Raw genomic sequence first — 19874 nt, 5'->3', positions numbered from 1 at the left:
GTAAAAACACGGCTGATTTAATAGAAAATAGTGAATTCAAAGATATGTTTACGCTTCGATATCTCGACAAAATCACTGTGAAAGGTAAGACACAGGCAGTCGAGGTGTTTGAGCTAAAAGGTGCGGAACTTACGGAGTAACATCTTCCGGAATCCCGGAAAGCCTATCTATATAAAGATTAAAATCACGGTCCAAGCCATTTTGATGCATGTGAAATTCTGTCATGTGAAGATCTACTGGCGTTAACCCTGAATAATACCAAATTGATGAGGCTCCGTCTTGAGGAGAGAATGCATAAGCGTATGTTTTGCTCGTTGGTGCCGACTCCGAATAAGTACTTCCAGGAGGGGGTAATAAAATGTAGTCATAAGAGAATGAATAATCCCCAACTATTACTTTTTGTGAAATTAAAATATCTTCGTTTGTATTATATATCTGATCATCTGAGAAATCCGCATAAGTACGAATAGTAAGATCGCTATTTCCGTCATAATTCATTTCAAAAATATAATTAAAAGGAATCGTATCCCCACAGATACCATCGTAGTTTGTGTCAAAACCTTCCTGGCCGGGATTTTGGCAATCTGAACTTGGTCCGGCAGTAGCTGCCGCTGGAATTGACCTTAGATTTATCGCAGCACTCCGAGCTTCATCCATCATGCCTTTGATAAGAACCGCATCATTTCTAAATCGAAAAATCCGAGATGCCTTGAACATCACAGGTGACCCTACTCCAACCAAAATAGTCATAATAGAAACAACTATGAGAAGTTCTATAAGTGTAAATGCAGGACGTTTTTTGGTCTGTATAAATTGCATCTGAAGTTTTTGTTTTGATTTCTCATGAAGTATAGCTCACTGCAAAACAAAGTACAAATGGTGTCAAAAATTTCTGCGCAGAAAAATTGGACAAATGGCGTAAAATGTATCGTTGCGTGACTTCAAATATTTTAGAATGAGCTTTGAAGTACGGCGTTCAATGCTTATTTACCCCATCGATGATCACTACAAATTCGCCTTTTGCTGAATGAGTTTTGAAATGTGTTATAACTTCCGAAACGGTTCCACGGACAAATTCTTCGAATTTTTTCGTTAGTTCTCGAGCGATTATTATATTACGATCACCAAGATAAGACATTATCTCATCAAGAGTTTTCATTATTCTATGTGAAGATTCATAAAAAATAATTGTCGATGGATTTTTGGTTTCTTCAAGTTCAGCTTTTAGTTCTTTGAAAAGGGTCTGTCTGCCTTTTTTTACCGGCAAAAATCCTAGATATTTAAAACGATTTGTCATGGCTCCAGAGGCGCAAACTGCAGTCAGAAAAGCACTTGCACCTGGGATTGGCACAACCTTTACTCCAGCTTTGATAGCTGCATTGATTAGATTGTATGCAGGGTCAGAAATCCCCGGAGTCCCGGCGTCAGAAATCATAGCCATGGATCTTGCAGGACATGATGCGTCCCCGGATAGCTCACGAACCAAGTCTTTGAGTTTCACCTCCGTAGAGTAACTATGAAATGAAGTCATAGGAGTTTTGATATCATAATGCTTCAAAAGAATCCCACTATGACGGGTATCTTCCGCAAGAATAACGTCCACTTCTTTGAGAGTACGAACCGCGCGAAAAGTCATATCTTCTAAGTTCCCGATTGGTGTTGCTACTATATAAAGCATGTTTGATTAAATTCCTTTTGTAGATATGGAAATATTTGGTTCTTTTAGATAAGTAGGTAGAACTTGAGCAATCCCTTTTTCATCCGGTTTTACCTTATGCGTTTCAAGTGTACCATTTTTTATCATTTGCAACACTGCCTCTCCAAATGTAAGTTTTCTTTTTTTCAAAAGATTAGGGTATTTGAGTAAAAGTTTGTGGGTTTCGCTCAAATCACCGTAAAATTCTGAAGAGATTTCTTCGAAAAATTTATCCGCATCGTTTTTTACAAAATTGTCTAAAGATTTTAATTCGTAAATTTCGGATTTACCTGCACTTAAGAAAATTGGAAGTGTAGTCATAGGTTTATTTAAAGCATTGGCACTGTCTTCCTGTTTAAATAGAGTCACCAAATCTATGGCATAAAGCTCACTCTTTACTCCTTTTGCAGAAGCTGCAAATGCAATGGTATTTGCAGTCACCACCCCTACCCTTATCGATGTAAAAGCACCCGGCCCAGTAACTACCAAGACTTTATCAGGAGTCAAGGTTTGGCTCTGTATTCCGTTTGGAGAATCGGAGGGGCCTAATTCAAGTGCCTTTGAAATAAATTCAAAAACTTTCTCAGTGTGATTTCTCTCGGATTCTTCTGAAAATTCTTTTATAACCGTATTTGATTCCGTATCGATCAGTGCGATTTCCACATGACGCAGACATGTATTAATTGCAAGTAGCATATAAAAAAGTTAGTGCCGAAAGATTAGCACAAACACACACACTCAAGCAATTTGACATACTTTAATATAAATCTTTTATTTCGACACCTATATAATAGTATTTGATTATGTCTTTGTATGAGTAGCCGCGCTCAGCGGCAGCGGTTGCTCCGCAACCGCTAAGACCTACCCCATGACCTGAAAATGTTTTTGATTCACAAAGTGGATCAGGCACAGATACAAGATATGGTGTATTTTTCCAGCCCCAGACCTCCGCTGCACTCTTGGTCGCGGTACCATCTGTCGTATTAAAATACGGAGTCTTAACAATCTTATCCTCATAAGTAACCACTTCACCACGTGTTGCATCTATTCCAGCTTTGATCTTTGGTGAACGTTTTTCGAGTCCATAACCTAGGTATTTTTGGCTCACGTCCGGACTTGAATCCAAATCATATGGCTTACCTGGGAATTTCACTTCAGCGGTACCACGACGATCTATGTAATATTTGGCATAGGTTCTCGCGATCACAGCCAGTGTTTTTATTTTTTCAACATGATCGGTATTTGAAACCTCCGCTATTCCGTACAAATATTGCTCGAGCGGTAATTCATTTATAACCATAAGTTTACTATCTATAGCACGCACCTCAAGTACCCCACGATATTCGTTATCATTTAAATTCGGATTCCACAGCGGAGGATTTGAGAAATTTATAATCCTTAAAATTCCACCTTCACTACCTATCCTAACATACTTATCTGTGGTGATTTTTTTGTTCCCGATTGCTACTTCATATTTTCCATTCATATAAGAAACCGTAAGATTTGTGCCAGATTTTATAATTGACCCATTGTTCAAATCTTTACCTGAGGAATCATATACTCGAAGATTTGTATCAGAAGTTATAGATGGATTACCTTCAAAAGGTAGTGCAACCCTTATCGTATCCTGACCAATACTAGTATTATCAACCTCTATGTTTTGGCGAGTCGGCGCTGTATATACCTCCGTCGAATCTTTTGAAACTATGAAATCAAATCTCATTTGTTTTTTCGTCAGACGAACATCTTTATGTCTAAATATAAAATTAACAAAATATTTACCTTCTTTTTCCGGAGCTCTCAAATCAAAATATATCTTTGTAGTTTCCCCTGGTTTTATAGTGCCTTTGGTCATCAACATATTGCCGACCTTGATCGAAGGAGCTTTGAGGGTTGCAATGTAAATATGTTCCGCCCCTGCCCTAGTCCAAACTTCATTTGTATTATTTTCAATTTCAATCCATGCATACGTACTCTCCCCTGGCTTTAAAGTATGAATTTCCGATGAGCCTGCAAGAAGAATTTTTTCTCCGGATTTCAATGTAGTTGGCCCATCTATTCGGAAAACAAAATCTTGTGAGGTTTTGGAAAACACTTTGCCGCCCTTTGAGTCAGTTAACACAAGTCTCAAATGTTCTTCAAATTGCCCTACAGTATTGCCGGATCTGAAAGAAGCTTCAAATGTCGCTCTCTGACCAGGTTGAATTGCTCCAGGTGAAATCATTTTACCATCTACAAAAAGTGAATCTTTTGCCTGACTTAGAAGACTTACATTGAAAGCAGTCCAAGTGATATTACTTTTATTCACTATCGTAAATGTCGTTTTTGTATCTTCATTTTTGTTGAGCTTTATCTTCGGAGCTTTATCTATCTTGATGAGACTGAACCTCAAATCCACTGGCTCTATATAAACAGGGAAAAGTATCTGCCTCTCTGACAATTCTTGCCCTACCGCAAGATATAAATAATAATTTTTTAATCCACTTGAGAACGATCCTTGAATTGGGATTTCAAATGTACCAATCTCACCATCTCCGATACTCGGCTCTTTGAGCCTCGCTACCACCTCATCAAACCCAGCTATATTATGATCGCCATTTCGATAAACCAAAGTCGTGTTTCTACCCCATGATTTGGATCCGGTATTTCTCAATCTAAATGAAATTGTCTTTATCTCTTCGGGACCGATAATCACGAACCCCCTGTTATCAATATCATCAAAATCAATTCCATTCGCAGCACGGACAGTTGATATTACACCCTTGTACGTACCCCTTACCTCAAGTTCATTTTTTATAAGTTGCCTTATAGAAACCAATTTTTCATAGACATGCTCTCCGGGACATACAGTTTTACCCGCATCGCGGTGACCTGAAATGACATTAACATTTTTCCCTCGAAGCTTCAAAATCGCAATAGGATCGAGTTTGTATTTTTCCGTAAGGCTCGTCAGAAGTCTTACAAGTCCTTCGACCGCCCCACCATTTATTTCATTCTCTTGATAATTTCCAATCATTGCGACTCCGACAGTCCCAACATTAAAATTCGCAGTATGAGCTCCTATAACTTTGTCCCCACCATATCTCCCTTCAAAAATCCTACCATCTTCATCGATAAGATAATTGTAGCCAATATCGCCCCAACCTCGAGTTACAGTATGATAATAATAAATTGCACGCATTGCTGCATATGAATCCTCCATAGCATCTTCTTGTGAAGCAGTGTGATGCACAAATATCGCCTTAATATCACTCTGCGGATATTGAATAGGCCAAGTGAAAAGTTGCCCATTTGAATTTTGTTTAATCTCTTTTTGAAGCTTGATTTCATCTCCGAAGTTTGAAGTTATCTCTTCGCTTACGTCAATCTGCTTTGGCTTGCCCATGCCTTTGAAAAGCCTCAAATCTTCGTTTGCACCCCACTGCGACCTTGAGATTATTTTTACATCCGTACCGGATGGCATTATTTGCAAAGAAGCGACAAGGTCTTGATTGGAGTCCTCATTTGCGGCGCTTCGCGCCGCATCAATATAAGTAAACTCAACCTCTGAAATAACCGGAGTTATATTTGTGTCCTTTGTCGAAGACTCAACCTTGTACTGTATCTGCAAAGACATTGCGGTTCTCAAGAATGAATAATATTTATGCGCACCTTTCTCATCAACCGCTTCTATCTCCTGATTACTCTGTGCATCAATATCTTTTTCAACTTTTATCCACTCTGAAGTACTACCATCTATATGCTTCGTACGAACCCAAATATCTGCAGTTGTCCCATCCGAAGCCTCTTCTTTCCAAGAGACAGTTAACGCATGAAAAGGAACCTCTGCCCCCATCCAAACAGATAAAAATGTATCATAACTCTCATAAGCTATGGAGCCTCCGCCATCTAAGCTCGCAGACAATCTCTCAGGTAAATGATGAGTTTCCTCAACTTTTATCGTACCAACAGAGAATCCATTATCAGAAATAAAATCATTAGTTGTATTTATATATTCACCTTTTTCAACAAATATTTGCGACATAGCCACCAATAATGTGAGTAAAATCCCTGTAAGTATGTATTTTGAACCTATTTTCATTGAAAATACCTAAATATATAATCTTATTATTCTATCACAATTAGTGACTTCCCTCAATCGACGCTCAGTAAGCAGACTTGTACTACTCAAGCATGACTGTTATAATCTTATTTGTATTAGTATTTAAAATAGATATATGGCTGAAGCAACTTTCACAGATGCAAATTTCAAAGAAACTGTATTAAAAAGCGATAAATTAGTTGTTGTTGATTTCTTTGCGACCTGGTGTGGGCCTTGCCAAATGATGGCTCCTCACGTTGAAGAGATAGCAGAAGAAATGAATGACATTGTTATAGGGAAAATGGATATCGATGCAAATGAAGAAACTCCACAAAAATACCAAGTTATGAGTATTCCAACTGTCGTATTTTTCAAAGGAGGAGAAATCGTTGGCAAAGTAGTCGGATACCAATCAAAAGAAGCTCTGGAGGAGCGAATCGCTGAGTTTAAATAATTTCATGGATCAACAGATTCTTTCTCCAAGAAAATTTCAAAGAGCATAATAAACTGCCGTCCCACAACAATCGCCTCGTATTGTCATTTTTTTCTGCGCAGAAATTTTTGACTCAAGTGCCATTCTGTGACGTATTCACCTTTGTGCGTCACCGCCATGGCGGGACAAGTGCGCACAAATGCATCTTCCACAGCATTATATCTTATTTTTTACTTGCTGCGTTGAATGCTAGCTCATCGACCATGTTGTTATAAATGTTTTTGTCATGAGCTTTTACCCAGCTTATATCTATCTTTATCTTGCTGAGAAGTTTTTCCATCTCAAGCCATAGATCAAGGTTTGCTTTTTTCTTCCAACCTAGATTTATCGTACTCACGAGCAAATTTGAGTCTGAATGAATTTTTATCTTATCCCATTTTTTTTTCACCCCATATTCAAGCGCCTTTATAATCGCCATCATCTCCATACGGTTGTTTGTCGTAGCTTTGTCATAACCGCTCTCATGATGCACCACGCCAGAAGTTGACCCATCATCATCTTTTGCATTTTTATCAATAACGATAAAAGCCCAACCTCCCGGCCCTGGATTCCCTATACAGCTTCCGTCTGTGTAAATTTCAAAACTCATAATACATAAAATAAGTGCTCGATTAACTCGCACTGGATTCTACATACTCCTTTACCACTCTGACAAGAGTTTCGTACGTTTGCTTTGCGCGTACCGGGTCGCGGTCAAGAGTTGTGAGACGGAATCCAGGACAAAGACTAAAAAATCCACTTGCAGGAACTACGCAAATTCCTGTCGAAGCGAGCACAAAGTAGCAGAATCTTTTATCAAGTGGGAATCCTTCCGCGCTGACTTCTGATTCTATATATTTTCTAACTTCATCGTTTTCAATTGGAAGAGTTTGAGAATTATTTAACACTCCATCTTTGAATAACGGCATCATATAAAAAGCTCCATTTGTGCGATTTACTTTGAGATATGGGACGGCGCTCAAAGTTTCCGCAATGAAGTTACCATTTGTTTCAAGTTCAGAATTATAGTTTGAAATCCATGCTTCATAGTCCGGATGATCATAGACTTTTGGTGCAACCATTTGCGGCATAGTTACCGAACACACCTCCATCAAAATACGTTTTTTCACACTTTCACAGTAAGCTTTGTATGAAGGATCCAAATGAGTGTTATGGAATTCTAACCATCCACACCTACCTCCCGGCCAAGGCACATCTTTTGACATTCCACGCATAACTATTAATGGTACACGATTGTGTGCGATCTCTGTGATATGAGCATGTTCATGACCGTTGTAAACCATTCTAAAATAAACTTCATCAGCTATTATCATAAGTCCGTATTTTTCTGCAAGTTGAACGATTTTTTCGATAGTTTCCGCACTATATACAGCTCCTGTCGGATTGTTAGGATTTATCACGAGTAAACCTGTAACATCCGGATGGGCAAGGATCTGTGCCTCCATATCTTCAACATCCGGCTGCCAATCATTATCAGGATCAAGGTTGTAGCGAATCCCTTCTGCCTGCTGACAGTACGCCTCAAGTGATACATGGGTCGGATATGCAGGGGTTGGCTGGAGTACACGAGCACCTTTTTCAAACATATGGTATAAAGCTGAAATCGCAGCCCCAAGACCACTTGTAAAAAGCACATATTCATAATCGAGTTCGCTTGAAGGTGAAAATCTCTTTGCATACTGAGTTACCCACTTTCTCGTTTCAGGAAGGCCTCTCGAATGCGAATATCCAAAAACTTTGTTACTTTCATCATTTATAACATCTTTGAGCAAATCTTTTAAAAATGGCGGAACCGGCCAACCTTTTGGTATAGGATCTCCAATATTTTCCGGAATAATGCTCCAATTTGGGTCTCGTTCACGTATTTGCTGCGCTGTATCTACTATTTCTCGAATACCATACTGCATAAATCGCACTGCGCCTTGATTGATACTTTTTCGCATGCCGTCAAAATGTATAGGTTTTTGAGTATCCATTTCAAATATGTGAGAGGTTATTTCAGAATTTAAATTATCAGAATGTTCAAAAATTGAAAGATAAAATACATAAGACTTGCAAAAGTATAATCAGTTTATTACAATCCTCTTCGCATACTAAGAAGTATCCTAGCAACGCACGTGTCGTATAATGGCTATTACCTCAGCCTTCCAAGCTGATGACGCGGGTTCGATTCCCACCACGTGCTCCAAACAGTAAATCGCGATTTTTCGCCCGCCCAAACCCAGGGTTTTGCCAATTCTGTGTAGGCTTTTTGACCGATGACGTGGAAGTTCGAGCCGATTTTTTGCAGAAAGCTCCGCTTCTCTTCTAAATTTTCAGTGCCCGCTACGTGGATGGAGAGACGAATACTTTCTTGAATTTCATAGAAATTTAGTTAAATGTTGTTTACATTGAGTTACTATTGATTTACAGTTGACGTGCAAATTCTTACAAAATATACTAGTATCGTCAAGTGATTTTTAAACAATGTCTACAAGAACACCACTCACACAGAAGCAAAAGGAAGTATTGGACTTCATAGAGTCATTTTCAAAGAAAAAAGGATATGGGCCTTCCTTAAAAGAAGTGCAGGAAGCGATGAGATTCACATCTCACTCAACAGCACAATTTCATGTAAACCAATTGGTAGACAAAGGTTTTTTAAAAAAAAGTTCCGGCGTAGCCAGAGGTTTCGAACCATTAAAAAGAGATGATGTAATTGAAGTGCCAATTCTTGGGATAGTTCCCGCAGGTGGACCAAGCGAAGCAATCCAAGAGCAATCACCGGAGATCAGGGAAATACCAAAATCCATGTTAAAGGGCGACTATAGAAGACACTATTTTTTGCGAGTTAGCGGTGACAGTATGGAGGAAAAAGGGGTTTTAGATGGAGACCTTGTTTTAATCAGAGAGCAAACAGATTTTGATAATGGGGACATAGTTGTAATAGCGGATACAAATTGGGGAGTGACTTTAAAGGAAGTTCTCAAAGAAAAAAAACAAATTACGGTAAAACCGGCTAATCCCAAATATCAAATTTACACTATGCAGCTTGGCGACTGCCAAATTGTTGGGAAAAAAGTTGGGCTTATGCGTGAAAATTAACTCATTAATTTTATGGACAACACAACAACAAAACTCGCCATCTTTCAAAAGAAAGAGATTCGAAAAATAATTCATCATAGTGAGTGGTGGTTTTCCGTGGTGGATGTTATCAGTGCCCTTACGGAGAGCTCAAATCCCAATGATTATTGGTATCGCATGAAAGTTCGCGTAAATAGTGAAGATGGAATTGAGTTATCGACAATTTGTCGACAACTGAAATTAGAGTCAGCAGATGGTAAAAAATACAATACCGATTGTGCTAACACCGAAGGTATTTTCCGCATCATCCAATCCATTCCATCCCCAAAAGCCGAACCATTCAAACGATGGTTGGCAAAAGTTGGTTATGAGCGAGTGCAGGAAATTGAAGATCCCGAGCTGGCAACAAAGCGCACACGAGCCTTATATAAAGCCAAAGGCTACAGCGAAGACTGGATTGAAAAAAGAATGCGTGGCATTGCGATTCGTGAAGAGCTAACCGATGAATGGCAAAAGCGCGGCGTGAAAGAGCAAAAAGATTATTCCATTTTGACGGCAGAAATATCCAAGGCCACTTTTGGCATGACTCCGAGCGAGTATAAGAAATTTAAAAAGCTCAAACGTGAAAATCTACGAGATCATATGACTGATTTAGAGCTCATCTTCTCGATGCTGGGCGAACGGGCAACCACCGAAATAACCCAAACCGAAAACTCACAAGGATTTCACAAATTAAAGAAAGATGCCAAGGAAGGTGGCAAAATTGCCGGAGACGCAAAGGAAGCCCTTGAAAAAAGAACGAAGAAAAAGGTAAGCAGCCCCGAGAACTATTTGCTAAAAAAGCAAAATACCAAGAAATTAAAATAACCTTATGAAACTAGAAGAATTGGTTTATCCTCTCTACTTTTTAGACTATGAAACATATCCAACAGCCGTGCCGATTTATGATGGTTGTGTGCCGTATCAAAGTATCATTTCAGTTTTCTTTACATATTTTGAGAGAGCCAAACGGTGAGTTGGAACATTACGAATATTTGCACACAGATCCAAACTCTCATCCAATGATTGCTTTAGCAAATGAGTTAATGAAAGTGATGGGTGGTAAAGGTAGTATTATCGTTTGGAACAAGAAATTTGAAGGGAAATGTCACGAAAATTTAGCTGATTTACTACCTAAACATGCTGAAATATTCCACGGCTACAATCAGCGATTGTTTGATCTAATGGAAATTTTTTCAAAAAACCATTATGTACATCCGGATTTTAGGGGAGGCTTTTCTATAAAAGATGTTTTGCCTGTTCTAGTCCCTAAAATGTCTTACAAAGATTTAAATCTACGGGATGGAGCAATGGCGATGAACGCTTGGAAGAAAATGATGTTTGAAGTTGAAGATGTTGAAAAAAAACAAAAATGCAGGATGATTTACTCGAATATTGTAAATTGAACACCTTAGCAAAGGTGGTCGCTCTGCGACCATTTTTGGTGTTTCTCGCAATACGACTTTTTCAACACTCTCATAAATGGGGTTTTACATGGAGCCGTTTTTGGTGTATAATATTAAGATTTATATTTAAATTCTTAAAAAAATATTACCCATGGCAACTATACTCAACTGCAATTATGTTAAACGAGTGATCTTTACACTCCTTGCAACATTATCAATCAGTCTTTTGTTTAGCTTAACAACTGCTTTTGCAGTAGCTACTACTTATACGGTGGATACAACCACGTATGATGATGATGGAGAATGTGTTATTGATACAAGTTTACTTGATGCAATTGGGTGTGCGGGTGACAATCCCGGGCAAGATACAATTGAATTTGGTGTAAGTGGAACCATCACAATTACAAATCCAGATCTCATACTTGACCCAACAGATACAGAAGGTATTATTCTTGATTGCGGAGGTATTACATTTGATGGCGGGGCGATTGATGGACCTCAAACGATAGGGCCATCTAAAGTAAAAGGATGTATTTTTAGTGGATTTAATAATGCATTAACTGTTAATGGAGCCGGTGCAACAGTTGGGGAGGCTGGAAGTAAAAATGTATTCATCAACTGGGGGGATACATCGGGAAATTATGCAATCACTGTAGCAGCAGATAATGTAACAGTAAAAAATAACTGGATTGGTACGGACGGTGCTACGGCAATGTCCGGATACGCAGGTATTATTGTTCAAAATTCAACAGACTCAGTCATTGGTGGAAGTACAGCTTCTGAACGTAATGTAATAGCCGGCAATGGTGAATCCGGAAGTTGTGGTGTAACAATTGGAAATAATGTAGGTGATTTGACAATTAGTGGTAACTATATAGGTATTGGAACGGATGGTGCTACAGGTCTTGGTGGAATTGATGGTATATGTACTTCAAGTAGTCAAACATACAGTGGTAGCATAATTATTGGTGGACCCACTACCGGGTATCGTAATATAATATCCGGTAATACGAGTACAGGTATTCACCTAGGAGATAGTATATTTAGTAATTTACAAATTGTAAATAATTACATAGGAACAAATGCTTATGGAACTGCGGCTATCGCTACATTCGGGTATACACAAGACACTGCAGGTATATATTTTAATGGAGCAGGTTCTGCTGTGCTTGGAGATTCTGTAATACAAAGAAATTTAATTTCAGGAAATGAAAACAATGGTATCTATCTTACTAGCCTCGCTTCAAATTGGCAGATAACAAACAATAAAATCGGTACTAATGCCGCCGGTACTTCCGCAATCGCAAATGGTCAAAACGGTATTGCATGTTTTACGTGTGTAAATAATATATTTGGTACTACTGACACCGATGCCATTAATGAGCCAAATACAATCTCCGGAAACGGAAGTCATGGTATCTATATTGGTGGGAATGGATCGACTGGGAATTTGATCTCAGAAAATCATATAGGGTTAAATGAAGTTGGTGATGGCGCAATTGCAAATGGCTCAATGGGCGTCCTTTGTAATGCATGTGGAGCACTCACGATAGGTAATTCCGGCACCGCCAATACTATGAATGCCATAGCGGGTAATACTGATGATGGTATAGTGGTTAATAGCAGTGCAGGGGCAGTTGGGATTTATGCGAATGGAATCGGTGTTAATGGAGGAGGGTCACGATTTGCAAATGGTGGGAGTGGTATAAGGATCACAGGGACTCCGACAGCTGTAATTACAATAGGTAATACTGCCGCCACCGGTGGTAATTTGATTTCAGGTAATACAGCTCGAGGTATTCATATAAATGACGCCGGATCACAAAGTCATGTAATTAAAGGGAACCGAATTGGTACAAATAAAAATGCTGATGGGGTAATTGGTAATGACTTTGATGGTATTTTGATCGAAGGAAGTAATCCAAATATAACAGTCGGTAGTGCTGTAAGCGGTCAATATAATATTATAGGAGGTAACGGAGTAGGCGGTGTAACAGTAACAGGCTCTGGAATAGCCGCTACGATTATAGGTAACTATATTGGTACAAATACTTCTTTTGAAGACCTAGGTAATACTGGCGACGGTGTACTTATAAATGCCGGCGCGACGGGAGCTATACTTGGTTATGGGTTTGCTGAGACTTTAACAGGTTTAGATAAAGCGAATTACATTGGATACAATGGTGGCAATGACGTAACTCTTGATGGTTCAAGCACGACTACAAATTCACTTCGTGGTAATATATTTGAAGTTGCCGCAGCTGATACTTCAGCAAACATGGTTTTTAATCCAGGCGCTCAAAGTGGTGTAACCAATGCCTCAGTTTCTACAACTGTAACAGACGTCACTTTCACACTTTCTTTAACAGGGCTTGCCGATGGCAGCAAAGTTGACTGGTATACTATAGATGGAAGTTACACCACTACATTTGAAGGAACGTCTACTGTTGCAGATGAAACGGCGACACTCTCAGGTTCATTTACAATTGGTGATACTGCTTGCTACCAAATCACTTTAGCCAATGGAACTTCGTATCCAATAGCATGTGCCGGAGCCATAATAAGCGACGTACCTACAGGACTAACTACTTTCTCAATAACAAATTCAAATGGAAGTTTACTTGCATCATGGTCGACTGTATCTTCTACTATTTTTGATCACTATGAAGTATGGTATGGAACCAATCAAACAGATGTAGAGAATCGTAATGGAACTGCTGAAGAGTGGGACGATAGCGATGATGCCCTACTCGCCACAGTAGGCACAACCAGTACCACCATTATTGATGAAGCCGTAACTTTAAATATACCAGGAATTACGTACTATGCGAAGATATGGGCATATAATACAACTGGTGGTAATTCCACATTGAGTGCCGCGTCTTATTTCACCGGTATAAGTGGTGGTAGTACTGCCTCATCAACCCCTTCGACGACAACTAGCGAACCTACTGTAGATGAAACTACAGATGAAACCACTCAAGAAGAAATCGAGGAGTTGGCGGAGGAGGAGGAGGATCAAGCGGCTGAAGATTTAGCTACTGAAGAACAAATGCTTGAAGAAAAAATAGATGATGCCGCTATCGACAATCTTCTCAAAGAAATCGAGGAGAAATTGGATGAGGAAAATCTTTGGATGAAACGTCATTTCAAAAATCTAATGCAACTTAAAAATATGCAAAGGGCTTACTCAACCTCTAAGTATATACATAACTTAGTCGATGATTTCTATAATGATCCATCGCAACTTATGCGTAATGGTGAAGCGATAGTTCTTGCAACAGCTGTATTTACAGACATCTCTTCGAGAGAAAAACTCGTGTATGAAAATACCAGTCTTCCTTTTGTAAAAGCAAGCTTTGAACGAGGAGTTTTGAATAAAATTGTAGATGGTTCATTTAACTCAAAAGCTCAATTGAAACGTGGTAACGCCCTTCGCCTCATGTTCAGAGTTTCCGGAGCGAGACTCCACAAAAAATTCGGTAAAAGCCTATGGGAAAACTTTGGAGTAGGTGGTTTCACAGATGTTGGCTTCAGTGACCCATATCTACCTCATATTCTATACTTCCAAATGAAAGGACTATTGCAGGGCTATGCAGACGGCACATTTCGATCAAGCGACTTCATCAGTCGTGCAGAATTTGTAAAGCTTATCAGTATGTTCGCCATAGAGATGCAGAGGTAAAAATAATTGATTAGTGGTTGGTGAGTAGGTAGAATGCGCTTGCTATTTAAACTAAGTTTGCATGAAACAATACCTCTCGCTTGTACAAGAAATTTTGGATAATGGTGAAGAAAAAAGTGATCGAACCGGCACTGGGACTATTTCTATATTTGGAATACAGAGGAAATATGATCTGCGAGATGGGTTCCCGATGGTCACTACAAAAAAAACACTTTTTGATGCGGTTATTCGGGAATTACTTTGGTTTCTAAAAGGTTCGACAAATATCAATGATGGACTCAAAGAGTATACGCCTATTTGGAATGCTTGGGCTGCGCCGGATGGTGAGCTTGGGCCGGTATATGGATATCAATGGAGGTCGTGGCCGAAATATGGTTGTCCTCATGGGGACTGCGATAAATGTGGGCATGGCGGTTCTATAGATCAGATCTCGCAGGCAATTGATATGATTAAAAACAATCCTGATTCAAGACGCATAATTGTGAATGCATGGAACGTCGCGCAAGTACCGGAAATGGCGCTGCCTCCATGTCATATGTTTTTTCAGTTTTATGTAGGGGGTGGAAGGCTGGATTGTCAGTTATATCAAAGGAGTGCTGACGTTGCGCTCGGGGTGCCTTTTAATATAGCGAGTTATGCGGCACTGATGATTATGGTGGCGATAGAATGTGATTTGGAACCTGGGATTTTCACTCATACTATGGGAGATGCACATATTTATCTAAACCATATCGAAGGGCTACAAGAGCAGCTAACAAGGACGCCGCACAAGCTCCCTACTCTCAAATTAAACAAAAAACCCTTCTTTGATATCGTGTTTGAGGATTTTACATTAGAGAATTATGAGCATGATCCATTTATTAAGTTCAAAGTTGCTGTATAGGATATTGTTGTCCTAATTTAACTCTTAAGAGTTAGACTAAATTATCAATACGTCTAAAAGTATATAATAATAATAAAATATGAAATTTTCAATGATAGTCGCGTGTGATAAACATCGTGGGATAGGTCGAGACAATGATCTGCCATGGCATTTGCCGACAGATATGAAGTATTTCAGAGATACTACCAGATCACCAAAAGGTGAAAATATAGGACAAAATGCAGTGATTATGGGACGCCGCACATATGAATCTTTGCCTATAGACAAAAGACCACTACCTAAAAGGCTGAATATAATTTTGAGTAGAAATCCTGACTATCAGGCGGATGAAGGCGTCCTTATCGCAGACTCTCTAGATACTGCACTTACAATGATTGAAAGCTATGACATTCATGAAGTGTTTGTAATAGGAGGTGGTCATGTATATGCTGACGCTATCAACCATCCAAGTTGTGACAAATTATATATTACCGAGATCGATAATACGTTTGAGTGCGATACTTTCTTCCCGGAATTCTCAAAAGATGTTTTCAAAGAAATGAGTAGGTCGGATGCAATTGAAGAAAATGGTTCGAAATATGAATTTGCCGTCTATCAAAAGAATATTTAGCAAAAAAACTATGAGACTCGATATTTATATCGCCAACAATGACCTCGCAGAGAGCCGTGAAAAAGCGCAAGTACTTATCAAAAGTGGTAAGGTCTCTGTGAATGGAAATATAATCAAAAAACCTGCCTTTACAGTAGAGGAGGCTGATAAAATAGAGGTACGAGATTTAAAAATGTACGTGAGCCGCTCTGCACTAAAACTCGAAGAAGCTATAAAAAGATGGCACGTTGCTGCAAATGACACAGTTTGCATGGATATTGGTGCGTCTACCGGTGGGTTTAGTGAAATATTACTCGAGATGGGGGCGGGAAGAGTCTTCGCAGTGGACAATGGGACCGCTCAGCTGCATCCTAAACTAAAATCCGACAAAAGGGTTGTTAGCCTAGAAAAAACTGATTTCCGTACACTTAAACCAGCTACAGTAAAGAAGCTCGGATTTGACCATTTTGACATCATCGTAATAGATGTTTCTTTTATTTCTCTCAAAAAAATCCTTGAGCCACTCTCAGAATTCTTAAAGACTTTGCAAGGAGAAAACCATAACTATGAAATACTCGCACTATTCAAACCTCAATTTGAAGTAGGTGAAAGATACGTCGTCAAAGGGATCGCTGCGAATATAGACGTGATAAAGAATCACTTGGATGCAATGCCAAAATTCTTATCTGAATTTGGTTGGCAGTTAAAGAAAAAAATCCAACTGACGCTCAAAGGCAAAGAAGGAAACCAGGAATATTTCTTGCATATAATTCCAAAGGAATGAGCCGGCAAACTCCGCGCTTTGGGGATATAGGAAAAAAAACGTCTGCTAGAAGGTCAAAGTGTGGCCTTTTGCTTTGAGCCATTTGCGATGTTTGTCGTACTGCGGGCAGGCTTTTTCAACAAGTTCCCAAAACTTAGCCGAATGGTTCATCTGCGAAAGATGGGATAATTCATGTGCTAACAAATAATCCACCACTTCCGGTGGAGCCATGATCACTTTCCAATTGAAATTCAAATTCCCCTTAGATGAGCACGAGCCATATCTGGTCATTTGATTTTTCACCCTTATATCACGGTATTTGAACCCATAATGTTCTTCATTTAATTTCCCCACCCTCTCTGTGAAATATTGTTTTGCAAATTGCCTGTACAATTTATCTATAGCGATCCTCCCCACCTCCGGAACGTCTCTAAACTGCGTGGCTTCATGAATCTCCAAAACCAAATTATTCTTACCATCTTCCAAACATTCAAAATATGCGTTCCCGCGCTTCTTACTAAGAAATCGTATATCCAAATTGTATTTTTGGCCAAGCAGTACAAATAACTCACCTTCTTTGACATCTTTTTTGTGAAGCGCCTTCTCCTCATTTTTCTGATCAAGTTTTTCTATATTTTTCTTTAGCCAAGATTCCTTTTCTTTGAGAAAATCAAGAATCCTACCGGTACTCATAAGCCGCGGCGCCGATATATAGAGGCGCCGCCCAAAATCCAAGCGCATCGACAAATTACGAGTACTAATTTTTTTCCTAAGAACATATTCTATCTCATGCCCACCTATTTTTATTTTGTTCACCTCTTCTAACATTTGTTTTTGTTTGAAAAAGAATATACTGTTTACGAAATTGATAATAACTAAAAAAAATCACAAGTGCAAAAAAGAGCCTTTGCATATTTCGTAGGAACTGCTGGAATTATACTATTAGCCCTTGGTTTTTTGAGTGGAAAAATAGGCTAGCTATCAAACCCGCCAGAGTCGAAGCCTGAAGTCTTAGCCTTCTTATCTTCTTTTTTAGGCGCTTTCCTTTCTTCCTCAGCATTGTCTGCAGCAAAAATATTCTTACCTTCATGATCCGGAATACCATCCCCTCCCAAATGAGATACGTCAGCCGGAGCAAGTATCCCCTTGGCATCGTATATATATTCACCACCACACATTATACGTAGTTTTGGCTTACCTCCAGTCTCTAATGCTTTTAAATTCAAGTCATATACTTCACCCCAAGATGGCACACACACATTTGATAATTCATTACTCTCGAATGCTTCTTTGAGTGCAAAGCTCCTCTCCGCATCGCCATGAACGACAAATGTCCTCTTCAACCCTTTTACGGACGTTGCGAAATTCAAAAGATCTGAACGATCCGCATGTCCGGAAAAATAATTTAATGCCTCTATGCGCGCCTTTACTTGATAATCTTTATCAAAAATACTCACCACTGTTTCACCCTTTACTAATTTGCGACCAAGGGTGTTTTCAGCTTGGTATCCAACTATCATTACTGCGTTGCGAGGATCCTCGATATTATTTTTTAGATGATGCAGGATTCGACCATGCTCACACATACCCGATGCAGAAATAATAATACAAGGACCATTGAAATTATTTAATTCTTTTGACTCCTCTACTGATTTAGTTTGCTTAAAATTATCAAATCCAAGTAGTGATTCACTACCATCTTCAATCATCTTTTTCGATTCTTCATCATAACATTCGGGATGAGCCTTGAATACTCCGGTTACACTAACTGCAAGTGGACTATCCAAAAAGATAGGAATCGCAGGGATACGTTTTGCATTAGCAAGTTGATGTAGCTCATACGTTACCTCCTGAGTACGTCCAAGTGCAAATGCAGGGATAATAATCTTACCGCCCTTTGCGGCAGTTTCATTTATAATCTTTGCCAATGCATCTTGCGCCTCCACAATAGATTCATGAAATTTATTACCATAAGTACTCTCAATCATAAGGATATCTGCAGGTGGTAATTTCTCTATATCAGGATCCCTAAGGATCGGTAAATGAGGTCGCCCAAGATCACCGGTAAATAATAATGACACCTTTTCATCAGTTTCAAAATCATGCATTTCCAAGAAAATCATCGCAGAACCAAGAATATGTCCCGCATCATAAAATGTACATTTAACACCATCTACCACATCAAATGATTCATAATAATTCTGTCCTTTGAAATAACTTATAGCATTAATAGCATCGGCTTCTGTGTATATAGGCTCAATCAATTCTTGCCCCCTCTTCTCTTTCCTTTTGTTTATATATTCAACATTACTTTCTTGTATACGACCTGAATCCGTCAACATGTACTGACAAAGATCTTTTGTAGCATGAGTTGAATAAATTGGCCCTTCATAACCATGATTCACCAAATTTGGCAAATTGCCACTATGATCAATATGCGCATGAGAAAGTACAACCGCATCAAGCCCCTTGACATCAAATGGGAAACAATTGTTACGATGCTCGGATTCCTTGCGCCTGCCCTGATGCATTCCACATTCCATAATAAAACTCTTACCATTGATTTCGATAAGATATTTCGAACCGGTCACTGTATGGTTGGCACCAATAAAGGTTATCTGCATATAATTTTGTTTTTATTTCTAATTTCTTTAGTTATTCTAGCACAAAACCGACTACTTTTGAAGGTAGACTTTTTGGAGCTTCACCATTTTTTGCGCCGGTGTTTTACTCCCCACCATCAAACCCCGCCATTCCCCACCCACGACCTCCGTTATCCCCTCGCACCTCTTGACCTCCACTTCGCCACCATTCCGCCTACTTTTTTGAACCGCATCGGTGAGCGCGTGCGTACCACGCAACATTTCCATTCTCGCGCAACTCGAAATGGTGATTTTTGGCTTATTACTCATGTTTTTCGCCTATTTTTGTCTGGCAATTTTGACGAATTTTTGTTAATATTTTCTTCTAATAATCCTTAAATATAAAAGATATGTACGATAAAAAATCAAACGGACTTGTGGAGAAAAATGCCTTGCAGAAATCCGCAGGGGTCAAGGCGAAAAACGATCTTTTGGCAGCAAAAAACCTTCATAAAAAATTTATTTCCCTTGGCAATCAACGAAATAAAATTACTCACGAACTTATCCTTCTGATTCCCGAGATCTATAAAAAAG

At 39.1% G+C, this 19874-nt stretch carries 17 protein-coding genes and 1 tRNA gene; 10 read left to right on the top strand and 8 right to left on the bottom strand.

Translation table 11 applies throughout. The annotated features are described in order from the left end of the window. Positions 1–129 precede the first annotated feature (129 nt). The 4 genes from Q8P68_01655 to Q8P68_01640 all read right to left on the bottom strand — a co-directional run bounded on the left by Q8P68_01655 (position 130) and on the right by Q8P68_01640 (position 5777). On the bottom strand, positions 130–819 hold the full coding sequence (locus Q8P68_01655; protein ID MDP4007874.1) for a prepilin-type N-terminal cleavage/methylation domain-containing protein: 690 nt from the start codon (positions 817–819) through the stop codon (positions 130–132). 157 nt (positions 820–976) lie between these two features. Next, positions 977–1678, bottom strand: a complete 702-nt coding sequence (gene rsmI / locus Q8P68_01650) for a 16S rRNA (cytidine(1402)-2'-O)-methyltransferase (GenBank protein MDP4007873.1) — start codon at positions 1676–1678, stop codon at positions 977–979. 6 nt (positions 1679–1684) lie between these two features. Then, positions 1685–2392, bottom strand: a complete 708-nt coding sequence (locus Q8P68_01645) for a hypothetical protein (protein MDP4007872.1) — start codon at positions 2390–2392, stop codon at positions 1685–1687. Between the two features lie 61 nt (positions 2393–2453). After that, positions 2454–5777, bottom strand: a complete 3324-nt coding sequence (locus Q8P68_01640; GenBank protein MDP4007871.1) for a SpoIID/LytB domain-containing protein — start codon at positions 5775–5777, stop codon at positions 2454–2456. A gap of 136 nt (positions 5778–5913) precedes the next feature. On the opposite strand from Q8P68_01640, the gene trxA reads away from it, so the two are divergent. Next, complete coding sequence (gene trxA / locus Q8P68_01635; protein MDP4007870.1) at positions 5914–6231, top strand: thioredoxin; 318 nt, start codon at positions 5914–5916, stop codon at positions 6229–6231. A 202-nt stretch (positions 6232–6433) separates the two neighbouring features. On the opposite strand, the gene Q8P68_01630 is transcribed toward trxA, so the two are convergent. Together Q8P68_01630 and Q8P68_01625 are read right to left on the bottom strand one after the other, a co-directional pair. Continuing rightward, positions 6434–6859 carry a ribonuclease H gene (locus Q8P68_01630; protein MDP4007869.1) on the bottom strand — a complete coding sequence of 142 codons (426 nt, stop codon included), beginning with the start codon at positions 6857–6859 and terminating at the stop codon, positions 6434–6436. A gap of 22 nt (positions 6860–6881) precedes the next feature. Beyond that, on the bottom strand, positions 6882–8246 hold the full coding sequence (locus Q8P68_01625) for a pyridoxal phosphate-dependent aminotransferase (GenBank protein ID MDP4007868.1): 1365 nt from the start codon (positions 8244–8246) through the stop codon (positions 6882–6884). Positions 8247–8383: 137 nt separating this feature from the next. Between Q8P68_01625 and Q8P68_01620 the strand changes: the two genes are divergently transcribed. From Q8P68_01620 to Q8P68_01585, 8 genes are all read left to right on the top strand, one after another. Further along, positions 8384–8458: transfer RNA gene (locus tag Q8P68_01620), tRNA-Gly, on the top strand. Between the two features lie 278 nt (positions 8459–8736). Further along, entirely contained in the window at positions 8737–9354 is a 618-nt protein-coding gene (lexA, locus tag Q8P68_01615; GenBank protein MDP4007867.1) for a transcriptional repressor LexA, read from the top strand. 12 nt (positions 9355–9366) lie between these two features. Beyond that, a complete protein-coding gene (locus tag Q8P68_01610) occupies positions 9367–10200 on the top strand; it encodes a Bro-N domain-containing protein (GenBank protein ID MDP4007866.1) in 834 nt (277 codons plus the stop codon). 47 nt (positions 10201–10247) lie between these two features. Further along, positions 10248–10778 (top strand): DUF2779 domain-containing protein, encoded by a 531-nt coding sequence (locus tag Q8P68_01605; GenBank protein MDP4007865.1) that lies wholly within the window; start codon positions 10248–10250, stop codon positions 10776–10778. A 151-nt stretch (positions 10779–10929) separates the two neighbouring features. Further along, positions 10930–14463, top strand: a complete 3534-nt coding sequence (locus Q8P68_01600; GenBank protein ID MDP4007864.1) for an S-layer homology domain-containing protein — start codon at positions 10930–10932, stop codon at positions 14461–14463. 61 nt (positions 14464–14524) lie between these two features. Then, on the top strand, positions 14525–15346 hold the full coding sequence (locus tag Q8P68_01595) for a thymidylate synthase (protein MDP4007863.1): 822 nt from the start codon (positions 14525–14527) through the stop codon (positions 15344–15346). 79 nt (positions 15347–15425) lie between these two features. Beyond that, entirely contained in the window at positions 15426–15956 is a 531-nt protein-coding gene (locus Q8P68_01590; GenBank protein ID MDP4007862.1) for a dihydrofolate reductase, read from the top strand. 10 nt (positions 15957–15966) lie between these two features. Next, complete coding sequence (locus Q8P68_01585; protein MDP4007861.1) at positions 15967–16719, top strand: TlyA family RNA methyltransferase; 753 nt, start codon at positions 15967–15969, stop codon at positions 16717–16719. Between the two features lie 45 nt (positions 16720–16764). Here Q8P68_01585 and Q8P68_01580 read toward each other — a convergent pair whose 3' ends face one another. Both Q8P68_01580 and Q8P68_01575 read right to left on the bottom strand, forming a co-directional pair. Then, a complete protein-coding gene (locus Q8P68_01580; GenBank protein MDP4007860.1) occupies positions 16765–17526 on the bottom strand; it encodes a SprT family zinc-dependent metalloprotease in 762 nt (253 codons plus the stop codon). Positions 17527–17672: 146 nt separating this feature from the next. Further along, positions 17673–19322: an MBL fold metallo-hydrolase gene (locus Q8P68_01575; GenBank protein ID MDP4007859.1), complete on the bottom strand. Its 1650-nt coding sequence runs from the start codon at positions 19320–19322 to the stop codon at positions 17673–17675. Positions 19323–19690: 368 nt separating this feature from the next. Between Q8P68_01575 and Q8P68_01570 the strand changes: the two genes are divergently transcribed. Beyond that, the coding region (locus tag Q8P68_01570) for a hypothetical protein (protein ID MDP4007858.1) at positions 19691–19874 on the top strand (184 nt) is incomplete at its 3' end.

This window comes from Candidatus Peregrinibacteria bacterium, assembly GCA_030700255.1.
In the GTDB taxonomy this organism is placed as follows: domain Bacteria; phylum Patescibacteriota; class Gracilibacteria; order UBA1369; family JABINC01; genus JABINC01.
Note: the sequence above shows the minus strand (reverse complement) of the source record. Positions and strands in the feature narration are given on the sequence as shown.

Bases quoted from the DNA above. Each gene is read 5' to 3' on its own strand.
- lexA (MDP4007867.1), top strand. From the start codon at position 8,737: ATGTCTACAAGAACACCACTCACACAGAAGCAAAAGGAAGTATTGGAC.
- Q8P68_01640 (MDP4007871.1), bottom strand. From the start codon at position 5,777: ATGAAAATAGGTTCAAAATACATACTTACAGGGATTTTACTCACATTA.
- Q8P68_01590 (MDP4007862.1), top strand. From the start codon at position 15,426: ATGAAATTTTCAATGATAGTCGCGTGTGATAAACATCGTGGGATAGGT.
- Q8P68_01585 (MDP4007861.1), top strand. From the start codon at position 15,967: ATGAGACTCGATATTTATATCGCCAACAATGACCTCGCAGAGAGCCGT.
- Q8P68_01575 (MDP4007859.1), bottom strand. From the start codon at position 19,322: ATGCAGATAACCTTTATTGGTGCCAACCATACAGTGACCGGTTCGAAA.
- Q8P68_01655 (MDP4007874.1), bottom strand. From the start codon at position 819: ATGCAATTTATACAGACCAAAAAACGTCCTGCATTTACACTTATAGAA.
- Q8P68_01630 (MDP4007869.1), bottom strand. From the start codon at position 6,859: ATGAGTTTTGAAATTTACACAGACGGAAGCTGTATAGGGAATCCAGGG.
- Q8P68_01605 (MDP4007865.1), top strand. From the start codon at position 10,248: ATGAAACATATCCAACAGCCGTGCCGATTTATGATGGTTGTGTGCCGT.
- Q8P68_01625 (MDP4007868.1), bottom strand. From the start codon at position 8,246: ATGGATACTCAAAAACCTATACATTTTGACGGCATGCGAAAAAGTATC.
- trxA (MDP4007870.1), top strand. From the start codon at position 5,914: ATGGCTGAAGCAACTTTCACAGATGCAAATTTCAAAGAAACTGTATTA.
- Q8P68_01610 (MDP4007866.1), top strand. From the start codon at position 9,367: ATGGACAACACAACAACAAAACTCGCCATCTTTCAAAAGAAAGAGATT.
- Q8P68_01645 (MDP4007872.1), bottom strand. From the start codon at position 2,392: ATGCTACTTGCAATTAATACATGTCTGCGTCATGTGGAAATCGCACTG.
- Q8P68_01595 (MDP4007863.1), top strand. From the start codon at position 14,525: ATGAAACAATACCTCTCGCTTGTACAAGAAATTTTGGATAATGGTGAA.
- Q8P68_01580 (MDP4007860.1), bottom strand. From the start codon at position 17,526: ATGTTAGAAGAGGTGAACAAAATAAAAATAGGTGGGCATGAGATAGAA.
- rsmI (MDP4007873.1), bottom strand. From the start codon at position 1,678: ATGCTTTATATAGTAGCAACACCAATCGGGAACTTAGAAGATATGACT.
- Q8P68_01600 (MDP4007864.1), top strand. From the start codon at position 10,930: ATGGCAACTATACTCAACTGCAATTATGTTAAACGAGTGATCTTTACA.